Here is a 22,016-nt window from a genome sequence, read left to right on the forward strand (position 1 = left end):
GAGCTCCAGGCGCCGTTTGGACTACGCCGCCACCACTTCCTGCGGCTCAAAACTATCCGCCCGCGCCATCTGCCACATGCGCGAATAAAACTCGCCGTTCACTCCCCCGGTCAGCAATTCCCCAGGCTTGAGGAACACATGCAACTGTGAGAACAGCTTGATCTCGGTCGCCGACATGCGTCGCACCAGATGCTTGGCCGACAGTTGCGACGGGTGCTCCAGGCCCGCTGCCGCGAGCATTTCGGCCAGGGCCTTGAGGGTGTTGCGGTGGAAGTTGAACACGCGCTGGGCTTTGTCCGGCACGACCAGGGCGCGTTGGCGCAGGGGGTCCTGGGTGGCGACGCCGGTCGGGCATTTGTTGGTGTGGCAGCTTTGCGACTGGATGCAGCCGATGGCGAACATGAAGCCGCGCGCCGAGTTGGCCCAGTCGGCGCCGATGGCCAGGACGCTGGCGATGTCGAAGGCGCTGACGATCTTGCCGCTGGCGCCGAGTTTGATCTTGTCGCGCAGGTTCAAGCCCACCAGGGTGTTGTGGACGAACAGCAGGCCGTCGCGCATCGGCACGCCGATGTGGTCGGTGAACTCCACGGGCGCGGCGCCGGTGCCGCCTTCCTTGCCGTCGACCACGATAAAGTCGGGGAGGATGCCGGTTTCGAGCATGGCCTTGGCAATGCCCATGAATTCCCACGGATGACCGAGGCAGAACTTGAAGCCCACCGGCTTGCCGCCGGACAGCTCGCGCAATTGGGCGATGAAGTGCATCAACTCGATCGGCGTGGAAAACGCGCTGTGGCGCGACGGCGAGACGCAATCTTCGCCCATCAGAATGCCGCGTGTCTCGGCGATTTCCTGGGTGACCTTGTGCTTGGGCAGGATGCCGCCATGGCCAGGCTTGGCGCCCTGGCTCATTTTGATTTCGATCATGCGTACTTGCGGGTTCTGCGCCTGCTCGGCGAAGCGCTCCGGGTCGAAACGGCCGTCGCGGGTGCGGCAGCCGAAGTAGCCGCTGCCCAGCTCCCAGGTCAGGTCGCCACCGTTTTCGCGGTGATAGGGGCTGATGCTGCCTTCGCCGGTGTCATGGGCGAAGTTGCCCAGCTTGGCGCCCTGGTTGAGCGCGCGGATCGCGTTGGCGCTCAGAGAGCCGAAGCTCATGGCCGAGATATTGAAGACCGAGGCCGAGTACGGCCGCTTGCATTGCGGGCCGCCGACCATCACGCGAAACGAACTCGGGTCGGTCAACGGAGCGGGGCGCATGGAGTGGCCGATGAATTCAAAACCCGACTGGTACACGTCGATCAAGGTGCCGAAGGGTTTGTCGGCGGTTTCGTTCTTGGCGCGCGAGTAGACCAATGAGCGTTGCGCCCGGGAAAAGGGCAGGGCGTCGCTGTCGGATTCCAGCAGGTACTGGCGGATCTCCGGGCGAATGCCTTCGACCAGGTAACGGATATTGCCCAGGATCGGGTAGTTGCGACGTATCGCGTGAGGGCTTTGCAGCAGGTCGAAGAGGCCGAGCAGGCTGAGGATGCCGGTGACCAGGGTAATGGGCCATAACCATTCATGTTCGATAAAGGGCAGGCTGGCGAGGGTGAAAATGACGCATACGGCAAACACCGCGTAACGGCTTAGCAAGGACAGGCTCATACGGTTACCTTGGGTCGGACTCTTCTGGTCGGTGCGACATTCTGCGCCAGTAAGGAAACCCTGAACAACCTGTAGGTGCATTCGCTTGGGTCGCATAGACACGGCGGACTGGCCCGATATAGACAGTTGGCGGCGCGCCGTGATGCTAAAAAAGCCGGCGGGTTGGCTGTCGATTCTGCCCCACGCTACGTCACTTCAGGGGCACTAAGTGTTTGGCGAATGGGCAGCACCACCCGGAACGTGGTGCCTTTGCCCAGTTCGCTGCTGACGGAGATTTCCCCATGGTGTTTCTTGACGATGCCGTAGGAGAGTGACAGCCCCAACCCCGTGCCTTCGCCCACTGGCTTGGTGGTGAAGAACGGGTCGAAGATATTCTGCAGGGCGTCCGGGGCAATTCCGCAGCCGTTGTCCGCGACTTCCAGCCAGATGCTCTCGCCTTCCACGCCGTTGCTGATGGTAATGGTGCCGCGCTCCGGCCCGATGGCTTGTGCTGCGTTGATCACCAGGTTCATCACCACCTGGTTGAGCTGCGAGGCCAGGCACTCGATTTCCGGCAAGGGCGCATAGTGCTTGATCACGTCGGCTTTGTACTTGAGCTCGCTGGCGACGATGTTCAGGGTCGAATCGATGCCTTGTTGCAGGTTGGCCCACTGCCAGGTCTGGTCGTTGTTCACCCGCGAAAAGTCTTTCAAGTCCTTGACGATTTGCGCCACACGGCCGATGCCTTCCTTGGTTTCGCGAATCAGCGTCGGAATATCTTCCCTGAGAAAGTCCAGGTCCAGGCGACGGCGCAGGGCTTCGAGCTGATCATCGCCGATCGCGGCTTCAGCCTGGCGGTAGGCATCGAGCATCTGCTCCAACTGTTTGAAATAGCTGTCGAGGGTGCCGAGGTTGGAGGAGATGAACCCCACCGGGTTGTTGATCTCGTGCGCCACGCCCGCGGCCAGTTGCCCCAGGGACGCCAGTTTTTCCGATTGCACCAGTTGGCTTTCCAGCTGTTTGCGCTCGTCGATCTCCAGTTGCAGGGCCTGGCTGGCGTGGGTCAGCGCTTGGGTACGTTGTTCCACCAACAGTTCCAGTTGGCTGGTTTGCAAAGACGCGCGCCGGGCCATGTCCCATTTGGCGGTCAGGGTGTTGGCCATTTGCTGGACTTCGATGTTGTCGAATGGCTTTTTCAGGATCAGCAGCCGGTCATGGGCGTGTAGGCGAAACAGCAGATCCTCCCAGGAATAATCCGAGTACGCGGTACACACCACCACTTGCAGGTTCGGGTCGACTTTCCACAGTTCTTCGATGGTTTGCGCACCGTCCCAGCCCTGGGGCATACGCATGTCGACGAAGGCCAGGGCGTAGGGCAGTTGCGCGGCCATGGCCGCCTTGAGCAGGTGTAAACCTTCCTCGCCACCGTAGGCGGAGTCCAGCTCGAACAGCGGGCCTTGCGGTTTGTCGCGGGTGCCGAACAGCGTCGCTTCCATATCGTCCAGGGCCTGGTTCTGTTCCAGGGGCGGCTTGAGGATCTTACGGAAATCTTCGTGAATCGAGGGCGTGTCATCGATCAGCAGAATCCGCCGGTTCGGTGGTTGGTTCATGCGGGGCCTGCTGCATCGTTGAGGGGGATTTGCAAAGTGAACAGCGCACCCTTGCCCGGGCCGTCGCTATGGGCGGTCAGCCGGCCATTCATTTCAATGGCGGCCAGGGCGCAGCTGTGCAGGCCGAAGCCATGGCCTTCTTTGCGCGTGGTGAAGCCGTGGGTGAAGATCCGCGTCATGTTTTCGGCGGGAATGCCTTCACCTTCGTCTTTGACGCTGATTTGCAGGATGCTGTCCTCCACGGTCTTGATCGACAACGTAATCTGCCGAGGCCGGTCGCTCAGGTTGGACATGGCGTACTTGGCGTTGCTGATCAGGTTGACCATGATCAGCAGCAACCGGTGTTTGTCGGCCATGATCTCAGGCACCTGGGCGTATTCCTTGACCACCGTCACATGGTGGCGATTCAGTGCGCCGGAATTCATGCGCAGCGCGTCGTCCATCAGGGCGCTGACCTGCAAGGGCTCCAGCACGCTGGAAACCCCGGCGTAGGATTGCTGGGTGGAGACGATGTCCTTGATGTGGTCGACGCTTTTGCTCAACTGCGCCAACTCATCGCTCATGCCCTGTTGCTCGACGGCGATGGCTTCCACCAATTGGTTGAGGTAGCCGGGCAGCAGTTTGCCTTTTTCGTCTTCGCGCAGGTAAGTGCCCAGGTCATCAGGGTGCTCGTTGATCAACTGCATGGCCTTGCCCAACCCCGATGCTTTGCTGGTGCGCAGCTTGCGCGCGACCAGTTCGGCGGAGATGTTCACGCTGTTGAGCACGTTGCCCACGTTGTGCAACACATTGGTCGCGATCTCCGCCATGCCGGCCTGGCGGGCGCTGTCGAGCAGTTCGCTTTGCGCATCCTTGAGCTGGCGGGTGCGTTTTTCCACGCGCTGCTCCAGGCTGGCGTTGGCGGTGTGCAGGGCGCGGTTGACCCGGTTGATCTCGGCGAAACTGCGCAACAGCCTGATGGCCAGGTACAGCAGCAACGCCACCAGCAGGGTGGAGAACACCAGTAAGTAGTTGTGATACATCTGGTCGATCAGGTCGGAGGCCTGCTGATCCTGATTGAGGTGGGTGGTCAGCTCGTCCAGGCGCTCGGCCACGGGAACTGCGGCGATCTGTTCCAGCAGGGTGTTGACCAGTGGCTGTTCGCGCAGGATCAGCGCGATGTGGTTGCTGAGAATGTCCACCGGCAGGTGGAAGTCAGCCGGCAAGTGCTCTTTGTTCACGGCCAGCAGGTTCAGGCCCAACAGGATCTCTGCCGCGCGGTCGTCACTGGCGACCTGGGCGAATTCCATGCTGCTGAGCAATAGGTCATAGGTGTCGGTGGCGACGCCTTGCAGTGACAGTCGGCCCTCGTCGTCGAGCTGGGAGAACTGGGCCTGGATATCGTCTTCGGCGGTCGGCAGGAACGCCAGGGAGTTGCGCAGCACCGCGTTATGGGACTTGAACTGGTCGACCAGCCGCGCTTTGTCCCGGATCGCCGCCTCGCCGGCGTCCAGGCTGGCTTGCCAGCCTGGCAGGTCTTTAGGCGCGTGATATGACGCGTGGTGGTGCAGTTCCTCCCAGAGTCGGGTGATCTGCGTCAGTGGCGTCACCAGGGGATCGTAGTTGTGGGTCAGGGCGATTCTGGCCTTGAGCACTTCACTGTCCCACTGCGCATTGAGCTGCTGCATCTGGCGGATCAGGTCACGGGACTCGGTGTAGCGGCTGGTCTGGTCGGCGGTTGACTTGATGTACAGGAACACCAGGACCGAGGCCAGCAGCACGGTCGCGGTGGCCAGCAGCAATTGGACGACGTTGTGGCGGGAGAGTCTCATGACCGTTTGCTCATAGAGGTTTGCCCGCCCATTGGCCGGTCAGGGTCTTGAGAAATTTGATGATCTGCTCCTTGTCTTCTGCTGAGGGAACGCGCCCCAGCTGGAATGTGAACATCACATCCACGGCTTCTTCCAGGGTCTTGGCCGAGGCGTTGTGAAAATACGGTGCGGTGACGGCGACGTTACGCAAGCTGGGCACCTTGAACACGTTGCGGTCTTCCTCGTCGTGGGTGACGAGATAGCGGCCCAGGTCGGTCTCGGCGGGGGGACGGTCCTTGAAATAATCCCCCATCACGCCGAATTTCTGGAACATGTTGCCGCCGATATTCATGCCTTGATGGCAGGCGATGCAGCCATATTCCTTGAAGCGTTGGTAGCCGTATTTTTCTTCGCGGGTGAGGATCTCGGTATCGCCTTGCAGGTATTGGTCGAAGCGTGAGTTGGGCGTGAGCAATGTGCGCTCATAAGTCGCCAGGGCATTTTGCACATTGGCCGCCGTTACGCCGTCGGGGTACACCTGGGTGAACTGGGCCTGGTACTGCGGCATGGCCGTGAGGTTGTCGACCACGGTCTTCCAGTCGCTGCCCATTTCCCGCGGGCTGATGACCACCTGTTCGACCTGGGCCTCGAGGGTGTCGACCCGACCATCCCAGAACTGCTTGAAGTTCAGGCTGGCGTTGAACACCGTGGGCGTATTGATCTTGACCGGTTGGCCATCAAAGCCCAGGGAAAACGGCTTGTCGTCGGCCCCGCCCGTCTCCAGTCGATGGCAACCGGCACAGGACAGGCTGCCATTGACCGACAGACGTTTCTCGTTGAACAACTGGCGACCCAGCTCAACCGTTGCCGCATCCAGCAGCGGCACCGGCGGCAGCGGTTTGAGCGGTTCATCCAGCGGCGCGGCCAACACGGGCAGGGCGCCGCCATACCCCAGGACGACGACAAAGCCGAGTGCCCGAGGGGACAGGCGAGGAGAGCGAGAGGGGAGACGGCTCAAGCGTTCGTTCCTTGATGGACAGTTATAGGTCAGGCATCAGGCTGGGGTGCCCGGCCTGCATCAATTGAGCGAAGTCATCGGCAGCCACGGCTTTGCTGAACAGAAAACCCTGGCCCTCCTCACAGTGGTGGGCTTTGAGAAAATCCAACTGTTCAAGCGTCTCGACGCCTTCGGCAACGATGTTCAAGTCCAGACTCTTGCCCAGGCTGATGATGGCACTGATCAGTTGTGCATCCTGGCTGTTTTCGCTCAAGCCGCGCACGAAGGATTGATCGATCTTCAGCACATCGATGGGAAACCGTCGCAAGTAACTGAGGCTGGAATAGCCGGTGCCGAAATCGTCGATCGACAGCCGCACGCCCAGGGCCTTGATGCCTCGCAGGGTGACGAGCGTGTCCTCGACGTTTTGCATCAGCACGCTCTCGGTAATTTCCAGTTCAAGCAAACCGGGCGCCAGGCCCGTGCGCTCCAGAATAGCCGCCAGGTTGGCGACAAAATTGCGCTGGCGAAAATCAATCGCCGAAATATTCACCGAGATACACAGCGCAGGCAGGCCGGCGGCGCTCCAGGCATGCGCTTGCTCGCAGGCTTGGCGCAACACCCATTGGCTCAAGGGCACGATCAGGCCGCTGTCTTCGGCCACGGGAATGAAGGCTGACGGGTAGATCCAGCCGTGATCGGGCTGGTGCCAGCGAATCAGGGCTTCGGCGCCGACGATCCGCCCGCTGTTCAAATCCAGTTTCGGTTGGTAGTGCAACATGAACTCATTGCGCTGCAAGCCCTGCCGGATCGCGCTTTCCAGGCTCTGCTGGGCCTGGGCGCGCAGGTTCATCTCGTTGACGAAGAAACTGAAGTCATTGGGGCCATGGGCTTTGCTGGTGTGCATGGCGGTTTCGGCGTTCTTGATCAGTTCCACCGCGCTGAAACTGTCGTTGGGGTAAATGCTGATGCCCAGGCTTGCGGTGACACTCAAGTCATGCCCGGCCACATAGCGTGTCGCGCTGATGGCACCGAGCAGTTTTTCGGCAATGTACTGGGTTTGCTGAGGGTGCTTGATGTCGTTGAGGACCAGCACGAACTCATCGGAACCGTAGCGAAACACCGAATCCGATGCGCGCACTGTGGCCACCAGGCTTTGGCTGACCTGCTTGAGCATGTCATCGCCGACCGGATAGCCCAGGGCATTGTTGATGCGCTTGAAGCGGTCCAGGCCGATAAACATCACGGCCAGCTGGGTGTCATGGCGCCTGCAGACGGCAATCGCCTGCGTCAACCGATCGCCCAGCAGGGTGCTGTTGGGCAGTTCGGTCAGGGCGTCGTATTGCAGCAGGTGCGAGACCTTGAGCAGTTCCTGCACGCGTTCTTCAATTGTGCGCTCCAGCCCCATCAGTTTGAGCGCCGCGTCCTGGGCCAACTGCCATTTCCAGGTCAGCGCACTGGCCATCTGGCGGATTTCCAGGTTGTCGAACGGCTTTTTCAGGATCAGCAACTGGTCGCTGTATTGGATACGCGCTTCGATGGCTTCGAAGGAATAGTCCGAGTAGGCCGTGCACAGGGCGATCTGCAGGTTTGGGTCGACGTTCCACAGCTGTTCGATGGTCTCCAGGCCGTCCCAGCCCGGCGGCATGCGCATATCGATGAACACCAGGGCGTAGGGCGCCTTGTCTGCCACGGCCTGGTTGACCAGGGCCAGCGCTTCCTGGCCCTGGTAGGCAGAGTCCAGCTCAAAGGTCTGGCGCACGGTGGGGGCGGTGCCGAACAGGGTTTCTTCGATGCTGTCCAGGGACAGGCCGCCATTGGCATCGGCGCACAGGATCTTGCGGAAATCCTCGTGGATGGAGGCCGTGTCATCGACGATCAGGATTCGTCGGTTGGCCCGTCCCGAGCACGGGTTCATGACTGACACCGGGGCGCGGGCAACTGGAGATTCTTACGCATCGGGCTTCCTTACCTTGAATGCTTCGGTAAACGGGGCGAGTCATGGCTTCATGCTACTAGCATAGTCGGATCCCTTGAATAAGTACGCCAGTTGGCGTCAAATCAACCCCAATTACCCCGCGAGCATCTAGCGCTCATTGCTTGCGCAAGTACAGCGATGGATCACGCGGGGGTGCAATGAAGCAACTGTGTGCCATTGTCAGGAGGTGTCGCCATGGATGAACAAACAACTGCTACGACGTCCCCTTACAAACCTACTATTTTGCTGGTCGACGATGAAGAGTCGATCCTCAACAGCCTGCGCCGCCTGCTGCGGGGCCAGCCTTATGATGTGCTGCTGGCCGGCAGTGGTGCCCAGGCCCTGGAAATCATGGCTGCCCAGCCCGTCGACCTGATCATGACCGACGCGCGCATGCCGTCGATGGACGGCGCGATGCTGCTGGCCGAGACCCACCGGCTGTACCCGGCCACCACGCGCATCCTGCTGACCGGTTATGCCGACATGACCATGATGATCAAGGCGATCAACGAAGGTCAGATCCACCGCTATATCAGCAAGCCCTGGAACGACGAGGAAATGCTCCTGACGTTGCGCCAGTCCCTGGAGCACCAGCATTCCGAACGCGAGCGCGTGCGCCTTGAGCGCTTGACCCGTGATCAGAACGAACAGTTGAAGGCGCTCAACGCCACCCTGGAAAAACGCGTCGAAGCCCGCACCAGCGAGTTGCAGCAAACCGCCGACATGCTCGACCTGGCCTACGACGAGCTAAAGCGCAGCTATGTGACCGGCACCGAAGTGTTTTCGCTGCTGGCCAACCTGCGCCTGCCCAAGCATAAGCAGACCAACCGCCAGTTGATCGAGCTGATCCGCGTGTACTGCAAAGCCCAGTCGGTGGACGAAGCCAGCGCCCGTGACCTGGCCATGGCTGCGGCGCTCTACAACATCGGCAAGTTGAGCTGGAGCGACGGCATGATGGCCGCCCCGTCGGACCTGCTGCACAGCAACGACCGCGAACGCTATCGGGTCTACCCGACCCAAAGCGAATCGTTATTGATGACCCTGGAGCCGATGAAGGACGCCGCCCGGCTGATCCGCCATCACCAGGAACGCTGGGACGGCACCGGGTTTCCCGATCACCTCAAGGGCGATGCGATTCCCGAAGGCGCGCGGTTGCTCAAACTGGCGGTGGACTTCATCGAACTGCAGAAAGGCCTGATCCTGGAGCGGCAGATGAACAGCGGTGAAGCACTGCTGTACATCCGCAAGTACGCGGGGCGGCTCTATGATCCGGACATGGTCGAAAACTTCGTCCTGGCCTGCGCCACGTTCCTCAGCGACGTGACCCTGGGCGACCCCAACGTCAAAGTGCTGAGCACCCGCGAACTGGCCGAAGGCATGGTCCTGGCGCGCAATCTCAACGCCGATAACGGCATGTTGCTGCTCAATGCCGGCAAGGTGCTCAACCTGCCGCTGGTGGACAAGCTGATCGCGTTTGAAGCGATGGAGGGCGCCAAGTACAGCGTGTTTATCAAGGAGCCGGAAGAGCCGCAGCTTTTAGGCTGAGGCGCTTCATGGGATTATTGTGCCTTTGCATTCAAGGTGATTTTGTCCATGCCAACCACTATCCGTATCGCCGCCGCTCTCTTGATCGGCGGCGACGGCCAGACTTTACTGGTGCGCAAGCGCGGCACCCAGGCATTCATGCAACCGGGCGGCAAGATCGATGCCGGCGAACAACCGGTCGAGGCGCTGGCCCGTGAGCTGCACGAAGAGCTGAACGTGCGCATCGAGCCGAGCCAGGCGGTCTACCTCGGCCGCTTCTCGGCCCCGGCCGCCAACGAACCGGGCTTCACGGTGCAAGCTGAACTGTTCCGGGTGCAGATCGATGTGCCGGTGACCCCGGCGGCCGAGATCGAAGAAGTGCGCTGGATCGACCCTGCCGGTGACGGCGGCCTGCACCTGGCGCCCTTGACGCGTGAGCTGATCCTGCCGTTTTATCGCCAATCGCTGACCACCACCGCCTGATTGGCGCGCTCAAAGGACTGAGCCGTGCGTCCCTCAACGCACGGCGCTGACCCCATCCAATGTGGAAAACGACGTGTCCTTGGCCGTGAGCAGAAAGTCGCGCATGTAGGGCGCGTCCAGCATGTCTGCACGAATCCCCGCATACAGCGTTGCAAACAGACCTTTCTCACCCAGGCGCTTGGCCTTGACGTAACCGCGCGAGCTGTATTCATGCAGCGCCCAATGCGGCATGCCGCACACGCCGCGACCGCTGGCGACCAGTTGCATCATCATCACCGTCAGCTCCGAGGTGCGCACCTGGGCCGGTTCCACATCGGCGGGTTCGAGGAACCGCGTGAAAATGTCCAGGCGGTCGCGTTCCACCGGGTAGGTGATCAGGGTTTCGCTGAGCAGGTCTTGCGGCACGATGTACGACTTGTTCGCCAGCGGGTGCTGGTTGGCCACGGCCAGCATGGCTTCGTAGGTGAACAGCGGCACATACGTGATGCCCGGCAGCTCCAGCGGGTCGGAGGTGACCACCAGGTCCAGGTCGCCACGGGCCAGGGCCGGCAGCGGGGCGAAGGCGAAACCGGACGCCAGGTCCAGCTCGACTTCGGGCCAGGCGTCGCGGAACTGGTCGATGGTCGGCATCAGCCATTGGAAGCAACTGTGGCATTCGATGGCCATGTGCAGGCGCCCGGCGGTGCCGCCGGCCAGGCGCGCGATGTCACGCTCGGCGCCGCGCAGCAGGGGCAGGGTGGCGTCGGCCAGTTGCAGCAGGCGTAGGCCGGCGCTGGTGAAACGCACCGGTTTGGTCTTGCGCACGAACAACGGCATGCCCAAGCGCTCTTCCAGCTCTTTGAACTGGTGGGACAGGGCGGATTGGGTCAAATGCAGGCGTTCGGCGGCTTCGACCAGGCTGTCGGCCTCGCGCAAGGCGTGCAGGGTTTTCAGGTGGCGGATTTCCAGCACCGTGGTCTCCATGAGCAATATTGATGAGTAATGCGAATGGGGTGAGTTTGTCTCATGTTGTGCGGGCTGTCGACACGCAGGCCTGGGCGTGATGTTCATATCCGGCCATACATTGCCAAAGGGCGCTGATCCGGAGTCCTGGCGGGCCTCGCGCATGTGGACATAGTCAATTACGCATTTCTTATTTCACCGTAGGGATGAGTGGGTATTTTGGCCGCGAGATTCGTCCCGAAAGGCACTTTATGCGTCATTGGGACGACACCGTATTTCCACGCCAAGGATGTGCCCCATGACCGCTAGCACCGCTGCCACGCCCTTTATCCCTCGCCTGTACCTTGCCGCACCACCCGTCAATCCGACCCCTTCATCCACGGCATTCGCGACCACCGCCCTGGGCCGCGCCAGCGCCGCCGTGCATCCCTTACCCAGCGCCACGAACCTCGCCGCCCACGCCGTCAGCAGCCAGTTCGCGACGCGGCCCGACGTGTACTCGGTGGTCAGGGACATGCTCGGCGAGGCGATCAAAAGCCTGTACCCCACGCTGGAATTCGACGTCGCGCAGACCTCGGTGGCAGAGCCGATCGCGGAGAACCCGGTTCAATACCGTTTGACCCCGCTGTTGGATGTCGCGCTCAACCACCTGGCCACCGGAGCCGACATCGATTTCACCGACAAGTATTCATGGCCGCAGAAACTGGTCAAACAAGGCACCGGTACCACCCTCAGAGTCCCCGACGCGTCAGGCAACCGGCGCGAAGACATCGACATGTCGGCCATCGAGCTGGTGATCCGCAGCCTTCGGCCCAGCCTCAAAGACGGTTTTGCACGAGCCTTGACGCGGTATTGGGGACAAACTGCTTCCGGGGCGGACAATCGCTGGTTGTGGCTCAGCGGCATGCTCAGCGACAACCTGCGCAGTGCGGCGCTGAAACAGCCCGGCCTTAGCGCTGCGCAACGCGCCACCCTTGACCAGGTGGTCACCTGGCCCGAGCGTGCGCAACGCGTGAGTGCCAACGGTGACGACGCGGCCCGGGTCTTCGTGCTGGACACCAGCGTCCGTTACGCTGGTGGTGCCTCCACGCAGCTCAGCCCGGATCTTTTGATCACCCGCCAGATCGGCGCCAGCACCCAGGTTCTGCATGCCGCTGCCAACGGCCAGATTACCCCTTACGACTCCCTGGAAGCCTTCGGCAAGGCCTGGGGCGAGACGCTGGAAAACGACTTCGTCTTCGACCACTTGACCTGGAAACGCCAGGAGCCGGACGCGAATATCTTCGATGCGCAAGCGGGCATCCTTCTGAACAACCAGTTGCAGGCGATAGACGCCCTCGAACTCCCACAAGCCGGTGGCCTCAACGCTCTGGAGCAGCGCTTGCGCGTGCTCAGCGATCCGAGCCCATGGTTTGTCGGCGCCTATGCCCCGGATTCCGCACAACTGGCGCGGCTGCAGGAAAAACTGCCGCAGTGGCTGCGCAACGCCGACCCGGCCGATCGCCTTGCCTACCACCGCCACGCCCTCGAACTGGCCAGCGATGTCCAGCGCAATCAGGGGCGTAACTTTTTTTCGGACGTCCCCGATATTCGCACCTATACCCAGCAACAGTTGCAAGCGCAGTTGCAGGACACCGGGCTGCTCGCGGACCACCTCGAAGTCACCTTCAAGGTACCGGTCGGCACGTTGGGCGGCGGCTATATCGAGCGCGTCACGATGAGCCTGACCGACATGGCCTTGCGCAATCTGGCCGGGCTGCCCAAGGGGGAAATCGAAGTGCGTCACTTAGGTCAACCGATCAGCGACCCCGCAATGCCCCAGCGCCTGAAAGACATCGTCAGCCAGGTGGACATCGGCAAACACTACCCCGCGCTACTGCGCACCCACCTGCTTGGCGACAGCGATGAATCACGTCGACGCAGCGCCTTGTTCGCCCAACAGGTCCCGCGCCAACTGGCCATGCGCGCACTGGAACTCAAACTCAAGGGCGAAGCGGGCATCACCGCGCACGGCTACCGGTATGTGGAGGCGGTGCTGACCCCCGGCGCTGGAGCGAAACCGGTCGACGGGCAAGACATCGTCATGCGGCCCCTGGCGTTTTTACGCAAGCCCGGTGCGACACCCGATGTGGTCCAGAATATGTTTGTCATCGAGCCGGCCGATTCGGCTGTCGGCCCGCACCTGCTCTACCGTCCGATGTTGTCTCCGGTGCTGCAGGAGTTTCCCTCTCGCCAAGCGCTGCTGGAGGCGGTGCAACAGCCCGGCCCTTTACAGCAAGGCATACTGGCCTGGTTGCCCGACGACAGGACGCGCGCGGTGTACGGCAACGGCGGGTTCAAGACCCCCAACATTGCCCGCTACAGCGTCTTCAACGAGTTCGACGCGCCCGCCCAGCCGGCACCGACGGCGCTGGCCGTGGACGGCTATGACGCGGCACGCACATTACGCCAGGACCTGGAACAAGGGCGCCTGATGCAGCACTTGTACCAGAGCAATACCCACAGCCTGGTGAGCCTGGCCGAGGGGCAGTCGGTATCGGACGCACAAAGTCGCTGGGCCTCCTTCAAGGAGCTGGGCGGGTTGTTGTTCAACACCTTGCTACCCGTGTTGCGCGGGCCTGGGGCGATGGCGGGGTGGTTGTTGCAGTTGGCCGGCAGCGAGGACGACATCCGCAAACTGTCCAACCCGAACGCTCAGGACGACAGCACGGCGACCGTGGTGAACCTGTTGCTCAATATGGGCATGGTCTTGACCCACGCCGCGCCCGCCGATATCGCACAACCGCCGCTGACGCTCGACGCGCTCAAAGCCATCCCGAAGCACGATGGACCGACGCGCCGCACGCCAGGCCAGGCGCCGAACGCCCATCGCGCGACCCTGCGCCAAAGCAGCATAGAGCCCTCTGCGGGTGTCGTCGGCGATAATACGAGCATGCTGGATTTTGCGTTCTCCAGCCCGCGCCGGTTGACCCCCGGCCAGCTTGCACTGGTCGAGTCATTCCGGGTACCCGCGCCGGGCGATGTCGGTGCCGCGATTGCCGAGGGGCAAAAACAGGGCTTGTACCTGAGCCAGGGCCGGCTGTACGCCAACATCGACAACCAGTGGTTCCGGGTGGCCAACGACCTCGACGGGGTGTTCATCATCGACGCGAACAACCGTGCGCGTACCGGCCCGCCGATCAGGCGTGACGCACAGGGCCGCTGGAGTTTCGACAGCAGCCCGCGGTTGCGCGGTGGCATGCCGCGCAAGAACGGTGTCGCCGAGCGGGTCAAACAGAATCGGCAGGCGCAACAGGAGCGGGGGGAGCTGTTCAGCCAAGCCGTCGAGGATGCGCTGCAGTTGGAAGTGCCCAGGGTTGAGGCGCATAACCAGTTGGTCGTGAGCATTAATGACTACGTCGAGGCCCGCAAAAAACTGCGCACGCTGTGGGGGCTGTCCACCACCGGTCAGCATCAACAGCGCTTCCTTGCGCCGTACCTGACGCAGCTGGAACTCACGAACAACCTCAGGCAAACCAGCGAACAGCAACTCGTGCAACTCAAGCAACGCACTGAGGCGCACAGTGCGGCCGTTCAGACCGCCATCGACCGCCTGGCGCCGAAAAAACTCGGCGCGGTGGACGATCTTTCCGAGGAAAAACAGGCGCGCTCCAAGCTCTACGGCGCAGTGCTCGACAACTACCGTCAAATCGAACGTTTCTACACCTTGCTGGCCGAAGACAGCAATCAACACGTCTCCAGCGGACGGTCGATGGCGGAAGTGGTCAGCGAGGCGAGGTCTGGTTCGAAAAGCGCCTATATCGAGCTGATGGACAACTACGCCAGGGTCTACAAAAACCTGGAAAACGTGCGCGAAGCGGCCCAGGCCTCCGCCGCCGTACTGGAAAAGTGGACCCGCGATTCATCGTTCGGCAAAACCAAGGCCGCGTACTTTCTCAAGCAGCAAGACAAGCAGCCACCTGCGATTACCGCCCTGCGCATGAAGCTCGCCACGCTGTCCAATCTCAAAGAACTGAGCCTTGATCGCTATGTCCGAACGGCTGACCCGGTGGAGTCTTTCTACCTGGAGCGATTCAGTTCAACCAACCTGATCCCGGTCTATAGGGCGCACCTGGACCTGCGGCAGTACACCGGCTACAGCTTGAGCGAACGCAAGGCGACGTTGCAAACCGTCATTGGCACGTACCAGCGAGTGCTCAGCGATAGCCTCGCCTTGCAAGAGTCCAACCCCGGTCTTCAGCGGGCCGAGTATCAGCAGCTGTTTACCGAACGCCTGCGCGCGGTGATCAACGATGCCCAAACCGACCTGGGCGAAGTGATTCGCGAGGAACAAGCACTGGTGCCGGCCACCGTCGCGCAAATCGATCAACAACAAAAGCCGGCGGGCCAGCGCACCTTCAAAACCCGCGACAAGGAAACCTTGATCGGCACCGCGCGTCCTCACGCGGCAGGCACCAGCGCGATCATTGATGTACTGGACCCGCAGTCCGGCCAGCCGGTCGCCAGCTACAGCGAACACCCCAGCGACGGCGAGTGGGTGAAGATCGTTCCCGCGCAACCTGCACGGCCCGCGCAGTCGCCCAAGTCGCTTTCAACGCTCAAGTCCGACGCCAGAAAACTGCTCGAAGAAAGCGCCGGCATTGAACGCACGATCGCGTTCCAGAAACGCAAACTCAACGACCCGCAACGCCGCGAGGGCATCAACCCGCTGGACTGGAACGACATGCTGCAAGCCCAGGCTGAGCGGCTGCGGGCAACGGCCCTGCAAGCTGAAACCAGCCACAGCGGCAGGCCCGAAACCGAACAACTGGTCAAACAGTGGCGCACGGCGGCGGACGAGTTGCTCATCAAGGCCCGCCAGCACTGCGCCGATGGCTACAAGCTCCTCCCCCCCAAACCGGAAAACATCGACTACCTGTGGAAGCACGGGTTCGTCGACATCAACCTGGTCCAGCGAGACACCGCGACCAAAAGCGGCGATGTCTTCACCGAATACGCCGTGCGTGAAAAAGGCAAGGTCGACGTCTTGTGGTATGCCCATTTCCACTACCCGGCCAAAGGTTCGCCGCGCAATCTCTACACGGCGGCGCACCTGAAGATCCCGTCGCAGCGCACCAAGACCCAGAAAGACCTGGTGGCCGAGGCGGGCAATAACCGCGTGGTGGAACAGATCGTCAGAGCGCGGATCGGCCCGCCGCTGGATGAAAAACTGTTTTTGACGCTGTGACCGCAGCGTTCCGCTGACAGCCGCAGGCCTGCGCGACTATTGGGCGACCCAGAGCGGCCGGATATGCGGCAACGCGGCGGACTGCCTGCCAATGTCCGAGAACGGCAGCGAGGGGTCGTCGGCATGGGTCAAGTAGCGATGCTCCGGCAGTTTCAAGTGGGCCTTTTCGAACTCGTCGAAGGTGGCCGTGCGGCGGTTGTAATGAAAGTGCGCGTACCACACGGGGCGCGGTGGGGTGGCGGTCAGGTCCCAGACTTCATACTCCTGCATGAAGTCGCGGTGCCCGTTCGCACGCCGCGCCAGCTCGGTCATCGACGCGGTTCGACGCACCTCGACCACGTGGTGCCTGACCAGATCATCGAGCATGCCGTCGGTGGGTTGGCGGCTGGCCAATGCTTGGCGGGTGCGCAGGGTGCGGCCGGCGGCGCTCAGCTCGGTGGCGGTCGCGCGCAATGGCTGGATGCTCGGCTCCGTGGGGTCAAGGCGCGCGATGCGGTTTGCGCGCAAGGTGAGTTCGGCGGCTTCGCTGACCAGCATGTGTTCAAGGTCCACCGGCAACATGCCCTGGCGGGCGTAGGCTTCGACTTTGACCTGGTACGCCGGCACGGCGCGCAGGCGGTTCTGGGCTTCGCTCACCATCACCGACTTCACGTTCGCCTCCGCCGGGAACTCCACGGGCGGCGCCGGTTGGCGCTGGGCCCGACCGTTCGGGCGTTGCTCCCAGGTCTCGGTGTGGCCGCTGAGGTTGTCGATGGTATAGCGCGTGGTGTTGGTGCCAGGGTCGGTGCTTTTTATGCCGATCAGCAGCCGGTTGTCTTCGCTTTCAAACACCGTCCCTTGTGGTTCGTCGGGTCGTGGGCGCCGCAGGCGAGCGGGCGTGCCGATGCGCTGACGGGCCAGTTGAGTCATGCGCTCAAGGTTGTTCAGCAAGGCGTCCAGGTTATCCAGGTCAAAATGTTGCGGGTAGCCTGCACTCAAGGTTTTAACGCTGAGGCTGAAACGCGCGTAGGCATCGATACATTCGTTGAGGATTCGCGTGCGTTGGCTGACGGTGGTGGGCGTCTTTGTCAGTGCGAAATGCGTGTTCAGGGCCAGGTGGGCGTCGAGATAGACGCGATTGACCTCACTTTGCAAGTACAACCAGGAAGGATCGGTGACGTGATCGTAGCGGTTGAACGTATCGATGCTGTGGACGGTGCGCAGGTGCGTGCGAAAGTCTTCATCGTAGAGTTCGTTCCAGCGCGCCGCGTCGTCGCGAGCCTCGCCCACCATCGTGCGCGTGTTGTGCAGATCCGCGTCGATCTGTTGCGCGGTCCTGCGGGTGCTTCTGCCCTGCAGGCGCATATCGGCTTCCTGCGCCATAAGGTTGATCTTGGCGCTCCATTCGTTCATGACCAGAAAGATGCGGTCGATCCGGTCGAGTGCCTGCACGATGTTCTGGCTGAGACCTTTGCGGGTTTGCAGAAACTGCAGGATGGCGGCCGGACTCGTCGGCGGCACCTGGAGGTCAGCGAATTGCCCGGTCAATTCCTGCAGCGCGGCCGCGGCGACTTTCAAGCGCTCCACGGCTCGGCTGGTGACAATCAGGGCGGCGCGGCTCTGCATGCCTTTGAGGGCCAGGTGCTCTCTGTTGGGGGTGAAGGCGATCACGTCCTGAACGGCGTTGGCCTGCTCAATCGCCAGCTCGATGTCTTTGGCGTAGGCCTGATCCAGGGTCGGCTGCAAGGTCTTGCGGGTGGCGATGTCGCTTTGGTTGGACAGGTGTTGCAGGTTGCTGGTCGCGGCCAGTTGAGTGTCGAACCGACTGCTCAGCGTATTGATCGCATCGTTGAGCGCCAGTTGGCGGCGCAGCACATGATCGGTCCACCAGATCGGCAGCCGTTGTCGAATCGCCATCGGCCAGAGCGGTTCGAGGGTGTCCGCCAGGTGCCCGAGCACGCCGCCGCCGCCCGCCAGGCCGACCGGTTGCGCGGTGCCATAGACGCCGAAGTGGGTGTCCCATTGGCCGGCTTCATCCAGGGCAATCGGTTGTTTGTAGGTCTTCAGCGTGTTGCCGCTCAAGCGCCAATGCCCGTTCTGCAGTTCGACCTGATAGACGTTGCCCTGCCGCACAATGAAGTCGCCGTCGGCATGGCGGTAGACGTTGCGATAAACACCGTGGCTCGCCGGGGTCAGATGGGCCAGGGCGATCTCCTTGGCATACTCATACCCGCTGAAGCGCTCGGCGATGCGGCGCGCCTTGCGGCTCATGGGTGGTTGCAGGTAGCGGGCACCCTTGAAGGCATTGCGCAACTGGCGCCCAAACGTGCGCGTGCGCGCTGCATTGGGTGTGATCAGCACCCCGCCGGCCACGTCGATGCCGGCGTCGATCAATGATTGCAGGACTTGGGTGATGGCGTGCATGCCTTGGGCATGATCACCGCGTCGAAACGCAGCCACCGCGTCATTGGCGCTGACCCAGCCATCGTAAAGGCCGATCACGCTGCCCACCACGGGGACCACGCCGAGCGCCATCTTGATATAGCTGAAGGCCTGCACGCCTTTGATGGCATAGCGTTCCAGGTACAGATCGCTGTTGGAACGGGAGCTGGCGCGGTGGGCCTCCTTGACGCGGCCCATTTGCGCGTTGAGCAAATGGCTGGCCAGCGACGTGGTGACGGGCCAGGCGGTGCCGACGCCGATCAGCGCGTCGAAATGCCGGAGTACCGCTTGATTGATCCGGCTGACGTGGTTGGCCACGTTGCCGAGCAAGGCGCGGCCGGCCAGGTAGTTGACCATCGTGGTGTTCAGGCACAGGCGGAACAGCGCCAGTCGCGCCGCTTCAAGGCTGTTGTAACTGCGCAGGGCCTGGCCGTCCGGGCTCTCGGGCAGATAGAGCAGGGTGCTCCCGGTGTTTTTCTGACGGATGAAGGTGACGCCGGACAAGGTGCTTGGGCCGTCCTGGGTGTCTGGCCCGCCGACGCTGAGGTGGGCGGGAAGCAACTCAATGTCATTGCCATCGGCGCGCCAGGCTTGGGCGGTGCTGGCATTCACGGCGATGTTGAAGGTGTTCAGTTCGGTGGCGGTGATGTGCTTTTGCAGGAACGCCAGGCGCCCCTGAAGGGTGAGCAGCAGGCGATGAGGGTCGAGCAGGCATTCGAGGCGATACTCACGGCTGAAGTCCGCTTCGCGGTCCGAGCCCTGGTAAGCCTCGACGATCAGGTCTTCATACGCTTGGGCCAGGTCCAGTTCCGGCACCAGCCGGCGCAGGTAGTTGGCGCTGAGCCCGGCGGTGAGTGCCAGGCCTTCGGTGGCGTCCTGGGTGCTGACCTCGACCTTCATGAACGTCAAGCGCTCGGAGGTCGGCGTATCGATGTTGCTCAGCGCCAGCTCATCCAGGCTCATTTTGACCCGGGTGGCGCTGGGCACCGGGACGGTCTTGGTCGGGGTGCCCGGTGCGCCGGGGGCTTCGACGAAATGCTGTTGCTGCGTGACCGATTCGGGGACGTCGAGCTGAACGTGGAACGGTTGTTTGAGCGAGAAGTCCCGGGACAGCCGTGCGTGCAGGCGTTGTTTGCAAAAGCTGCTGATCAGCGGCAGCTTCAGGTTCAATGCCTCGTCGGCGCGCTGGAACGCGAGGATGTAGCGCTCCAGCAGGGCCTTGAGTTCGGCCCTGTCGGCAGCCGACACCTGGCCGAGCCAGGCCGGCAGTTGCGCGGCCAGGGCGCCGCTCTGGTTCTGCTCCAGAAGCTGCGCATAGGCCAGTTCGCGCACGCTGTGGGTCGATACGCCCAGTTCCTGGATCGCTTGCACGCGCATGGGTTCCAGTTCCCGGGCTTGGCGCTCGGTGTCGTCCGGGGAGCGCCGAAGCATCGCTTCGATCTGGGTGACCCAGCCATCGAGTTGTACGGTGAGGCTGTACTCGAACGGGGTCTGATTGAGCAGGGCCAGTTCCAGCGACGCAGCGTCCGACGGCGTTACACCAAGCCACTGTTCAAGCGCCTGCAGCGAGGCGAAGTGCTGCAGCCCGCCCTGGCTGCCTGGCCAGTACAGCAACAGGTCCTGAGGCGTTGACGCATCGAGCAGCGCCGCTTCCAGGGTGATCAGCAGCACGCCGTCCAGCTCTTTGCGCTGGATGTTGACCGCGCCGTTGCTGCGCTCGCTGATCGACAGCGTCAAGGTTGCCACCGACACCTTGAGTTCGGGGTCTGGCGCGTTGAGCGGGTCAAGCGCGGTCAGGAGCATGTCGTGCCCGGCCTGGCTGATCTGGTTGAGTTGACGCTGCAGGCTGGCCTCGGCAAGCAGCCCGTTCAGGCGTGCCTGGAGCAAGGTGTGGTAGTCGGGGTTGGCTTGCTGGGACAGCTCCAGCAGTTGGTGCTGGGGTTGATTCCACAGCGCGGTGGCCGCTTCATGGGCCTGCTGTTGCGCCTCGTGCAAGCGGTCGAGTTGGCTGCGCAATGTGGCCAGTTGCTCATCGTTCGGCGGCGGCCGTAGGGCGGACGCGTGCTCGGCACCGAAGAGCGGCTGCTGTTGCCGCGACAGCGCGTGGCGGCGCTGGGCCAGGGGCAGGTCGGCGGTCAGTCCGGCGAAGAGCATGGGTGGGGTGTCGCGGGCGACATCGCTCGCAACGGCAGTCAGTTCGGCAGCCGGCGGCAAGGCGAAAAAACCCTGGCTTTGCTGTTGCCGGTCAACCTGATCGGCCGCATCCAACGCTCTGTGACCATGCTCGGCGAGGTCTCTGCCGTGGGGGTAGGCCAAGCTCGCCTGTTTTTCTTTGAGGCGATGTTCCAGCAGGTGCGTCACGCCGGCTTGCAAGGGGTCGCTGACCTCGCGGTAGTCGATCTGGTGGTCTCGGGTGATCGCCGTCACGCCGGGGAACAGCGTGGGGTGATCGAGCAACCATTGCTCCATGCTGACGCGGCTGTTGAACAGGTTCAGCGCCGGTTCTTCGGAGGGCAGGTACAACAGCTGGAGGACGATCTCGGCATCCAGGGTGATGACCAGCGCACCGGGTATCTCGGCATCGGCCAACCCCGTGCGCTTGAGCAGCAGTTGCTCGGTGTAGATCTTCTGACCGTCGAGCTGCAACGCGCCGCTCGGCGGGTCGAGGACCGTCAGTAACGGTTTCAATTGATCGGCCGTGATCGCCCCGCAGGCGCAGGCCAATTGAGCGGCCGCCTGGAGGTGGCTGCTGTACTGCGCGACCGCGTGATCGCGGCGCGAGACCGACGTGCCGGGTGCGCGCGTGAACCACCAGTAGCGCACCCAGGCGGTTCGCAGGGCCTGTTGCACGTTGAGCTGGGTAAAGGGTTTTAGCAGCTCGAACGGTTGCGCCGCATACTGCGTTTTGCCCGCCGGCAGGCCGATGACCCGGCAGCGTTGCTCGAGCGCGCTGGGGACGGGGATTTGATGAACAAAAGCGCAGGCCTGGGTGAGCGTGACGTGACGTTGCGGCTGGTCGGCGGTTGCCGCGAAATGCAACTGCACGCTGTCGCCGTCCAGTTCCAGTTGCTCTTGGATGAACGCCGTGAGGGCGGCACGAATGCTGGGGGCGGCGGCGGTGAGCGTGAGCATGTGTTCCCGGCTGGCGTGCCAGCGGGCCGTGGCTTCCAGCAGCAGGCTTTCATTCACCGGGCGAACCTGGGCGTGGGCAAGCGGCAGGAAATCGCGCACGGCAAGGGGGGACAGCGGGTTGGATGTATCGGTCATGGGACGGCACTCGAAAAATAGGGGCAGAACGGTGCTTTACCGGTCGGTGCCCTATTTAAAGGTGGAGAACGAGGCGCGCAGGGATAGATAGTTAGTGGGCCGACCGTTGAGCGACATTCATCAAACTGTCACGCAACTGTGGCAGCGCCCTTGAACA

10 protein-coding genes are annotated in these 22,016 nt (G+C 62.4%); 3 read left to right on the forward strand and 7 right to left on the reverse strand.

Annotated elements, in window-relative coordinates; all coding sequences use genetic code 11:
- Positions 1-21 precede the first annotated feature (21 nt).
- The 5 genes from U5A08_RS05700 to U5A08_RS05720 all read right to left on the reverse strand — a co-directional run bounded on the left by U5A08_RS05700 (position 22) and on the right by U5A08_RS05720 (position 7,935).
- A complete protein-coding gene (locus U5A08_RS05700) occupies positions 22-1,641 on the reverse strand; it encodes an FMN-binding glutamate synthase family protein (protein WP_321850688.1) in 1,620 nt (539 codons plus the stop codon).
- A gap of 185 nt (positions 1,642-1,826) precedes the next feature.
- Entirely contained in the window at positions 1,827-3,230 is a 1,404-nt protein-coding gene (locus U5A08_RS05705) for an ATP-binding protein (protein ID WP_253393572.1), read from the reverse strand.
- Positions 3,227-5,041 (reverse strand): DAHL domain-containing sensor histidine kinase, encoded by a 1,815-nt coding sequence (locus tag U5A08_RS05710; RefSeq protein WP_321850690.1) that lies wholly within the window; start codon positions 5,039-5,041, stop codon positions 3,227-3,229. The genes U5A08_RS05705 and U5A08_RS05710 overlap by 4 nt, the downstream gene beginning before the upstream one ends.
- A gap of 10 nt (positions 5,042-5,051) precedes the next feature.
- Entirely contained in the window at positions 5,052-6,008 is a 957-nt protein-coding gene (locus tag U5A08_RS05715) for a cytochrome-c peroxidase (protein WP_425262842.1), read from the reverse strand.
- A 52-nt stretch (positions 6,009-6,060) separates the two neighbouring features.
- Positions 6,061-7,935, reverse strand: coding sequence for a putative bifunctional diguanylate cyclase/phosphodiesterase (locus U5A08_RS05720; RefSeq protein WP_321850691.1), 1,875 nt, complete (start codon positions 7,933-7,935; stop codon positions 6,061-6,063).
- Between the two features lie 255 nt (positions 7,936-8,190).
- On the opposite strand from U5A08_RS05720, the gene nosR reads away from it, so the two are divergent.
- Both nosR and U5A08_RS05730 read left to right on the forward strand, forming a co-directional pair.
- A complete protein-coding gene (gene nosR / locus U5A08_RS05725) occupies positions 8,191-9,540 on the forward strand; it encodes a response regulator c-di-GMP phosphodiesterase, NosR family (protein ID WP_253393576.1) in 1,350 nt (449 codons plus the stop codon).
- A 48-nt stretch (positions 9,541-9,588) separates the two neighbouring features.
- Positions 9,589-10,002, forward strand: a complete 414-nt coding sequence (locus U5A08_RS05730; protein WP_253393577.1) for an NUDIX hydrolase — start codon at positions 9,589-9,591, stop codon at positions 10,000-10,002.
- Between the two features lie 33 nt (positions 10,003-10,035).
- On the opposite strand, the gene metR is transcribed toward U5A08_RS05730, so the two are convergent.
- Positions 10,036-10,953 (reverse strand): transcriptional regulator MetR, encoded by a 918-nt coding sequence (metR, locus tag U5A08_RS05735; protein WP_017844590.1) that lies wholly within the window; start codon positions 10,951-10,953, stop codon positions 10,036-10,038.
- 289 nt (positions 10,954-11,242) lie between these two features.
- Here metR and U5A08_RS05740 point away from each other — a divergent pair, with 289 nt between their 5' ends.
- Positions 11,243-16,171 carry a dermonecrotic toxin domain-containing protein gene (locus U5A08_RS05740; RefSeq protein ID WP_321850695.1) on the forward strand — a complete coding sequence of 1,643 codons (4,929 nt, stop codon included), beginning with the start codon at positions 11,243-11,245 and terminating at the stop codon, positions 16,169-16,171.
- A 36-nt stretch (positions 16,172-16,207) separates the two neighbouring features.
- On the opposite strand, the gene U5A08_RS05745 is transcribed toward U5A08_RS05740, so the two are convergent.
- Positions 16,208-21,859, reverse strand: coding sequence for a dermonecrotic toxin domain-containing protein (locus U5A08_RS05745; RefSeq protein ID WP_321850696.1), 5,652 nt, complete (start codon positions 21,857-21,859; stop codon positions 16,208-16,210).
- Positions 21,860-22,016: the final 157 nt, after the last annotated feature.

The organism is Pseudomonas paraveronii, assembly GCF_963681955.1.
In the GTDB taxonomy this organism is placed as follows: domain Bacteria; phylum Pseudomonadota; class Gammaproteobacteria; order Pseudomonadales; family Pseudomonadaceae; genus Aquipseudomonas; species Aquipseudomonas paraveronii.